5 protein-coding genes and 1 pseudogene are annotated in these 7,446 nt (G+C 68.8%); 2 read left to right on the top strand and 4 right to left on the bottom strand.

Annotation, left to right across the window (positions count from 1 at the left end):
- The 4 genes from A612_RS13945 to dnaA all read right to left on the bottom strand — a co-directional run.
- Positions 1–1,517, bottom strand: a 1,517-nt coding sequence (locus tag A612_RS13945; protein WP_019375073.1) for a diguanylate cyclase domain-containing protein, incomplete at its 3' end; no start/stop codon positions are given.
- Positions 1,518–1,522: 5 nt separating this feature from the next.
- On the bottom strand, positions 1,523–4,138 hold the full coding sequence (gene gyrB, locus A612_RS13940; RefSeq protein WP_019375072.1) for a DNA topoisomerase (ATP-hydrolyzing) subunit B: 2,616 nt from the start codon (positions 4,136–4,138) through the stop codon (positions 1,523–1,525).
- Between the two features lie 130 nt (positions 4,139–4,268).
- Entirely contained in the window at positions 4,269–5,375 is a 1,107-nt protein-coding gene (dnaN, locus tag A612_RS13935; RefSeq protein ID WP_019375071.1) for a DNA polymerase III subunit beta, read from the bottom strand.
- A 98-nt stretch (positions 5,376–5,473) separates the two neighbouring features.
- Positions 5,474–6,895: a chromosomal replication initiator protein DnaA gene (gene dnaA / locus A612_RS13930; protein WP_019375070.1), complete on the bottom strand. Its 1,422-nt coding sequence runs from the start codon at positions 6,893–6,895 to the stop codon at positions 5,474–5,476.
- A gap of 248 nt (positions 6,896–7,143) precedes the next feature.
- Between dnaA and rpmH the strand changes: the two genes are divergently transcribed.
- Both rpmH and A612_RS18025 read left to right on the top strand, forming a co-directional pair.
- Positions 7,144–7,278: a 50S ribosomal protein L34 gene (gene rpmH, locus A612_RS13925; protein ID WP_019375069.1), complete on the top strand. Its 135-nt coding sequence runs from the start codon at positions 7,144–7,146 to the stop codon at positions 7,276–7,278.
- A 67-nt stretch (positions 7,279–7,345) separates the two neighbouring features.
- Positions 7,346–7,446: pseudogene (locus A612_RS18025) on the top strand (ribonuclease P protein component); the annotation flags it as partial.

The following is a 7,446-nucleotide window of genomic DNA, read 5'->3' as shown; positions in this document are numbered from 1 at the left end:
TACAGCTGCGCATCGGCCTCCTCGCCCAGCCGCTCGGCGCCGTGGCGGCCGTCCACCAGGGTCGCGACCCCGATGCTCACCGTCAGCGGCGTGCCGTCCCCCCTGCCGCTGGGCAGGTCCAACTGCGCCACGCCCGCGCGGATGCGCTCGGCCAGGGCCGCGGCCTGCGGGGAGTCGGTGTCGGGCAGCAGACAGGCGAATTCTTCGCCGCCGTAGCGCGCCGCCAGATCGGTCGCCCGGGCCGCGTGGGTGGACAGGGTGCGCGCCAGGGCCCGCAGGTAGTCGTCGCCCATGGAGTGGCCCAACCGGTCGTTCACCTCCTTGAAGTGGTCCACGTCGAGCAACAGCAGGCTCAGCGGCGCGCCCGTGCGCAGCTGGCGCGCATGCTCGCGTGCCAGGACCTGGTCGAAATGCCGGCGGTTGGCCAGGCCGGTGAGGCCATCGGTCTGGCTGCGCCGCTCCAGCTCCTGGTTGGCCTGCTGCAGCTGGCGCTGCTGCTCCAGCCCCTGCCTGCGGCTGTCGTCCAGTTCGCGCACCAGGCGCTGGTGGCGGCGCAGCGTGGCGTAGGCCGCCAGGGCCAGCACCGCGGTCACCACCACGGCTGCCTGCAACAACAGGCTGCGGCTGCGCTGGGCGACGTAGCGATCGATGAGTTGGCGCTCGCCCTGCTCGTGCGCTGCGAGCGATTCCGAGACGTCCGCGGCCGCCAGGTAGCGGTCGAAGGCCGCGACGATGCGCTCGTGCCGGGGCGAGCGGCTGAAATAGAAGCGGTATTCGCGCGGAAACTCGCGCAGGCGGTGCACCACCTCCAGGTCGAACCATTCCTGACGGTAGCGCTCCTCGATGAAGAAGTCGTGGTTGAACACCGCCAGGTCGATGTCCCCCTGGCGCAGCGCCGCGAACAGGCCGTCCGGCCCGACCGTCTGCTCGAAGACCCGCAGCCGCTCCTGCGGGACGATGCCCTGCAGCAGCGGCAGCAGCGCGACGCCGCCCACCAGGCCGACCCGGTGGTTCGCCAGGTCGACCGTGTGCTCGATGGGCAGGCGCGCACCCTTGCGGGCGACGACGGCGTAGTGGCTCTCATGGAAGGGCACGCTGAAGAGGCCCTGCCGGTCGCGCTCGGGCGTGTAGCTCAAGGGGACGAAGACGTCCAGCTGTCCCTCCTGCACGCGCTGGATCTTTTGCGGAACCGTCAGCTCCAGGGCGGGGACGAATTCGACGCGCAGCCCCAGCTGGCCGGCGATGAAGCACAGCAGGTCGGTCGCCACCCCCGCGTAGGCGGCGCGCGGGGCATCGTAGCGGCTCAGGGGCGGGGCGTTCACCGAGGTCACGCGCAGCGGCCCCAGCGCCCGCAGGGCGGCCCGCTCGGAGGGTTCGAGCGCCACCGGCGTGCGCAGCCGGATGCGGTGCGCGCCGCTGCAATCCGGAGCCGAGCCGGCGGCCGGGGTCTGGCCCGCGGCCTGGCCCGCCAGGGCGAGCAGCAGGCAGGCCAGGGCCCAGCGCAGGCGCGCGCCCATTGCCCTCACACGTCGATGTTCCCCGCCCGCAGCGCGTTCGCCTCGATGAATTCGCGGCGCGGCTCCACTTCGTCGCCCATCAGCATGGTGAACACCCGGTCGGCCTCGATGGCGTCCTCGATCTGCACGCGCAGCAGGCGCCGCACCTCCGGGTCCATGGTGGTCTCCCACAGCTGCTCGGGGTTCATCTCGCCCAGGCCCTTGTAGCGCTGGCGGGTGGTGGTGCGCTCGGCCTCGCGCAGCAGCCACTGCATGGCCTCGCGGAAGTCGCCCACCTTCTCCTCGCGCCGGCGCTCGCCCTCGCCGCGCGTGACGCGCGCGCCCTCGCCGATCAGCCCACGGAAGCTCTTGGCGGCCTCGGCCAGCGCCTCGTAGTCTGCGCCGGCGACGAAGTCCTGCGTGATCAAGCTGCTCTTGACGTTGCCGTGGTGGTGGCGGCTGATGCGCAGCACGGGCTTGTCGCTGCGCGCATCGAACTCGCCCACCACCTCGGCCGGCACGCCGGCGCTGCCGCTGCTGCGCAGCCAGTCCTGCAGGCGCAGGGCGCTGGCCTCGGCCTGCTCGACCGTGTCGAGTTCGATCGCCACGCCGTCGGCGATGGCGCGCAGCGCCTCCTGGTCCATGAAGGCCGACAAGCGCTCGATGATGGCCTCGGCGCGCTGGTGGCGCTCGGCCAGCGCGGCCAGCTCCTCGCCGGTGATGCTGCGCCCGGCCTCGCCACCGGTGTGCACGGCGGCATCGCGCAGCGCCACGCGCAGCAGGAACTGGTCGAGCGCGGCGGCGTCCTTGAGGTACAGCTCCTCCTTGCCGTTCTTCACCTTGTACAGCGGCGGCTGGGCGATGTAGATGTGGCCGCGCTCGACCAGTTCGGGCATCTGGCGGTAGAAGAAGGTCAGCAGCAGGGTGCGGATGTGCGCGCCGTCCACGTCCGCGTCGGTCATGATGATGATGCGGTGGTAGCGCAGCTTGGAGATGTCGAAGTCGTCGGCGCCGCTTCGGCCGTTGCCGCCGTCCTCGCTGGCCTTGCCGATGCCGGTGCCCAGCGCCGTGATCAGCGTGATGATCTCCTGGCTCGACAGCAGCTTCTCGTAGCGCGCCTTCTCCACGTTCAGGATCTTGCCGCGCAGCGGCAGGATCGCCTGGAACTTGCGGTCGCGCCCCTGCTTGGCGCTGCCGCCGGCGCTGTCGCCCTCGACGATGTAGATCTCCGACAGCGCCGGGTCCTTTTCCTGGCAGTCGGCGAGCTTGCCCGGCAGGCCCATGCCGTCGAGCACGCCCTTCCTGCGCGTCATCTCGCGCGCCTTGCGCGCCGCCTCGCGGGCGCGCGCCGCCTCGACGATCTTGCCGCAGATGATCTTCGCGTCCTGGGGCCTTTCTTCCAGGTACTCCATCAGCGTGCGCGCGACGATGTCCTCGACCGGCGCGCGCACCTCGCTGGAGACCAGCTTGTCCTTGGTCTGGCTGCTGAATTTCGGCTCCGGCACCTTCACCGACAGCACGGCGCACAGACCCTCGCGCATGTCGTCGCCGCTGACCTCGACCTTGGCCTTCTTGGCCAGCTCGTTTTGCTCGATGTAGCGCCCGATCACCCGCGTCATCGCCGCGCGCAGCCCGGTCAGGTGCGTGCCGCCGTCCCTCTGCGGGATGTTGTTGGTGAAGCACAGGACCTGCTCGTTGTAGCCGTCGTTCCACTGCATGGCCACTTCCACGCCGATCTCGGTGCCGGGAATGCCGCCGTAGGTCTCGGCCGGGCGGCTGCCGGTGGCGTGGAAGGGCGTCGGGTGCAGCACCTTCTTCGTGCCGTTGATGAATTCCACGAAGCCGCGCACGCCGCCGCTGCCTGCGAAGTCGTCCTCCTTGCCGGTGCGCTCGTCCTTCAGGCGGATGCGCACGCCGTTGTTCAGGAAGGACAGCTCGCGCAGGCGCTTGGCCAGGATCTCGTAGTGGAAGTCGGAGTTCTCCTTGAAGATCTCCGTGTCGGGCAAAAAGCGCACCTCGGTGCCGCGCTTCTCGGTCGGGCCGAGCACGCGCATCGGCGAGGTCTCCTCGCCGTCCACCACCTCGATCAGCCGGTTCTGCACCACGCCGCGCGAGAACTCCAGCTGGTGCGTCAGCCCGTCGCGGCGCACCGTCAGGCGCAGCGTCTTCGAGAGCGCGTTCACGCAGGACACGCCCACGCCGTGCAGGCCGCCCGAGACCTTGTAGCTGTTCTGGTTGAACTTGCCGCCGGCGTGCAGCTCGGTCAGCGCGATCTCGGCGGCCGAGCGCTTGGGCTCGTGCTTGTCGTCCATCTTCACGCCGGTGGGGATGCCGCGGCCGTTGTCGAGCACCGAGATCGAGTTGTCCGAGTGGATGGTGACCAGGATGTCGTCGCAATGGCCGGCCAGCGCCTCGTCGATGGAGTTGTCCACTACCTCGAAGACCAGGTGGTGCAGGCCGGTGCCGTCGGAGGTGTCGCCGATGTACATGCCGGGGCGCTTCCTCACGGCTTCCAGTCCCTCCAGGATCTGGATGGCCCCCTCTCCGTAGCCCTCGCTGGGCGCGGCGATCGCCATGGGGGGCGTCTCGTCGGCGCCGAGAATCGGCTCGTCGGGGGCGCTTGGGTGTTGCTCTGCGGTCATGTCAAGGCTGCCTTCGCTGCGCGGCACGCCGGCAGGGGCGCCGACATCCGCTGGGAATCGAATCCGGGTCGGCCACCGCGGTACCGGGGAGGGGCTGCGGCGGCCTTCGGGAGCATGGGGTCTGCCCCGCTCAGATGCGCATGGGCATCACCACGTACTTGAAGTTCGGGTCGTCGGGGATGGTGATGAGGGCCGAGCTGTTGCCGTCCTGCAGGTCCACCTGGACCAGGTCCTGGCCCATGTTGGCCAGCACGTCGATCAGGTAGGTGACGTTGAAGCCGATCTCGATGGCGGCGCCGCCGTAGTCGATGTCGAGCTCGTCCACGGCCTCTTCCTGCTCGGCGTTGCTGCTGGCCACGCGCAGCGAGCCGGGCTCGATGTTCAGGCGCACGCCCTTGAACTTGTCGCTGGTCATGATGGCCGTGCGCTGCAGGCAGGCCAGCAGCGGCGCGCGTCCCAGCGTCACGCTGTTTTGGTGGTTGCGCGGGATGACGCGGTTGTAGTCGGGGAACTTGCCCTCGACCAGTTTCGTGACGAACTCCATCCCGCCGAAGCCGAAGCGCGCCTGGTTGCCGGCAAAGCGCATCTCGATCTGGCCATCGCCGTCGGACAGCAGGCGCTGCAGCTCCAGCACCGTCTTCCTCGGCAGGATGACTTCCTGCTTGGGCACCTCCACGTCCAGCTCGGCGCTGGCAAAGGCCAGGCGGTGGCCGTCGGTGGCAACCAGGCTCAGGGTCGTGCCCTCGGCGACGAACAGGATGCCGTTCAGGTAGTAGCGGATGTCTTGCACCGCCATGGCAAACGAGACCTGCTGCATCAGCCGCTTGAGCACCTTCTGCGGGACGCTGAAGGCCGGCCCGAAGTTGGCCGCTTCCTGCACCAGCGGGAAGTCCTCCGCGGGCAGGGTCTGGAGCGTGAAGCGGCTCTTGCCGCCCTTGAGGATCAGCTTGTTCTGGCTGGACTCCAGCGTCACCGTCTGGTCCGAGGGCATGGTCTTGAGGATGTCGATCAGCTTGCGTGCGCCCACGGTGGTGGCGAAATCACCGGCCTCGCCCCCCAGCTCCGCGGTGGTGCGGATCTGGATCTCCAGGTCGCTGGTCGTGAACTGCAGCGCATTGCCCGTCTTCTGGACCAGCACGTTCGCCAGGATCGGCAGCGTGTGGCGCCGCTCGACGATGCCGGACACGGCCTGCAGCACGGACAGAACCTCGTTTTGGGAAGCCTTCAGGACAATCATGACAGTCAACCTTGGAAGGGAGGGTGGGGGCGCGGGGCGGGGCGCCACGCACCGGGCAACACGCCATTTTGCCTCTGGATGGGCATGGCTCCGGCCTCTCAGCCCTTGAGGGTCTGCTCCAGCACGTGCAGCTGCTGGTTGAGCTCGGTCAGTTGCTGGCGCTCGGCGCCGATCTTGCGCACCGCGTGCAGCACGGTGGTGTGGTCGCGCCCGCCGAACAGCTCGCCGATCTCGGGCAGGCTCTTTTGCGTCAGTTCCTTGGCCAGGTACATGGCGATCTGGCGCGGGCGGGCGATCGAGGCCGGGCGCTTCTTGCTGTACATGTCGGCGACCTTGATCTTGTAGTAGTCGGCCACCGTCTTCTGGATGTTCTCGACGCTGATCTGGCGGTTCTGGATGGAGAGCAGGTCGCGCAGCGCTTCCCGCGCCAGCTGGATCGACACTTCCTTCTGGTTGAAGCGCGAATACGCCAGGATCTTGCGCAAGGCGCCCTCGAGCTCGCGCACGTTCGAGCGCACGTTCTTGGCGACGAAGAAAGCCACTTCCTCGGGCATCTCCGCGCCCTCGACCTGCGCCTTGTTGATCAGGATCGCCACGCGCATCTCCAGCTCGGGCGGCTCGATCGCCACCGTGAGGCCGGAATCGAAGCGCGAGACCAGGCGCTCGTGGATGTTCGCCAGGCCCTTCGGATAGGTGTCCGAGGTCATGACGATGTGGCTCTTCTTGGCCAGCAGCGCCTCGAAGGCGTTGAAGAACTCCTCCTGCGTGCGGTCCTTGTTGGCAAAGAACTGCACGTCGTCGATCAAGAGCAGATCGAGCGAGTGGTAGCGCGCCTTGAAGTCGTCGAAGGTGCGCCTCTGGTAGGACTTGACCACATCCGAGACGAACTGCTCGGCGTGGATGTAGAGAACTCGTGCGCCCTCGCGGTCCTGCAGCAGCCGGTTGCCCACGGCGTGCACCAGGTGGGTCTTGCCCAGGCCGACGCCGCCGTAGATGAACAGCGGGTTGTACATGTGGCCGGGCGAGCCCGCCACGTGCATCGCCGCCGAGCGCGCCATGCGGTTGGCCGTGCCCTCGACCAGGGTCTCGAAGGTCAGGGCCGGATTGAGCCGGCTGCGAAAACCCCCGGCGCCCGCCTCGTCGGCCGCAAGCGGCGGGGGCGCCGCCTCGGCCGGCGCTGCGGGCTCGCGCACCTGGGGCCGAACGTACGTGCGCACGACGGCCTCGCGCTGAGCGAGTGCTAACTCCAGCGTGACCGGCTGGCCGTAGAGCTCCTCCAGCAGCGCGGCGATGCGCCCCGCATACTGGGCGCGGATCCAGTCGAGCTTGAAGCGGTTGGCCACCAGCAGCGTGACCTTGGAGAAATCCGGGGCGACCTGGGCGGCAAGCGGCTTGATCCAGGTGTTGAACTGCTGCTCGGGCAGCTCCTGGGCGAGCTGCTCGGCGCAGGCCTGCCACAGGCCGAGCCCGGCGCTGGCGTCGTCGAAGGGATCGGGGGAGGACAGGGGTTCCTCGGACATTGACGTGGTTCTAGTTGTGGATAGGAGGAACGCGCGGGACCGGCAATTCTAGCTTGTCAAAAGGTTATCCACAAACCCGGACGCCCTCCCGTGCAGGGTGTGCGCCGCGTGGGGGCATTGCCAGCGCGGCGCCAGCCTGCAATAATTGCCGGTTTCCCTGGAATGTGTTCAGGGCAGCCATTTCTTGGCCGCTTGGCAGCTCGTGCAGCAGCCGGCCGCCGAACCCTTCACGGAAAGCGAGAACCACCATGAAACGCACCTACCAGCCCTCCAAGACGCGCCGCGCCCGCACGCACGGCTTTCTCGTGCGCATGAAGACGCGCGGCGGCCGCGCCGTCATCGCCGCGCGCCGCGCCAAGGGCCGCAAGCGCCTGGCCGTCTGAGGCTTCGGGCCTTGCACGCCGGTTGCCCAGGCCAGGCCGTGCCGGCGGCGCCTGTGGCAGGGACGTGATGCACTGGCTCAGGACCCGGCCGCAGTTCCAGGCGGTGCTGGCAGGCGGCACCACGGTCGCGCGCACGCCGCATTTCGCGCTGCACCGGCTGCGCCCGCT

The sequence above is a fragment of the Melaminivora alkalimesophila genome, from assembly GCF_000282995.1.
GTDB lineage: Bacteria > Pseudomonadota > Gammaproteobacteria > Burkholderiales > Burkholderiaceae_C > Melaminivora > Melaminivora alkalimesophila.
This window is presented reverse-complemented; position numbering and strand designations above follow the sequence as displayed.

Bases quoted from the DNA above. Each gene is read 5' to 3' on its own strand.
- dnaN (WP_019375071.1), bottom strand. From the start codon at position 5,375: ATGATTGTCCTGAAGGCTTCCCAAAACGAGGTTCTGTCCGTGCTGCAG.
- gyrB (WP_019375072.1), bottom strand. From the start codon at position 4,138: ATGACCGCAGAGCAACACCCAAGCGCCCCCGACGAGCCGATTCTCGGC.
- dnaA (WP_019375070.1), bottom strand. From the start codon at position 6,895: ATGTCCGAGGAACCCCTGTCCTCCCCCGATCCCTTCGACGACGCCAGC.
- rpmH (WP_019375069.1), top strand. From the start codon at position 7,144: ATGAAACGCACCTACCAGCCCTCCAAGACGCGCCGCGCCCGCACGCAC.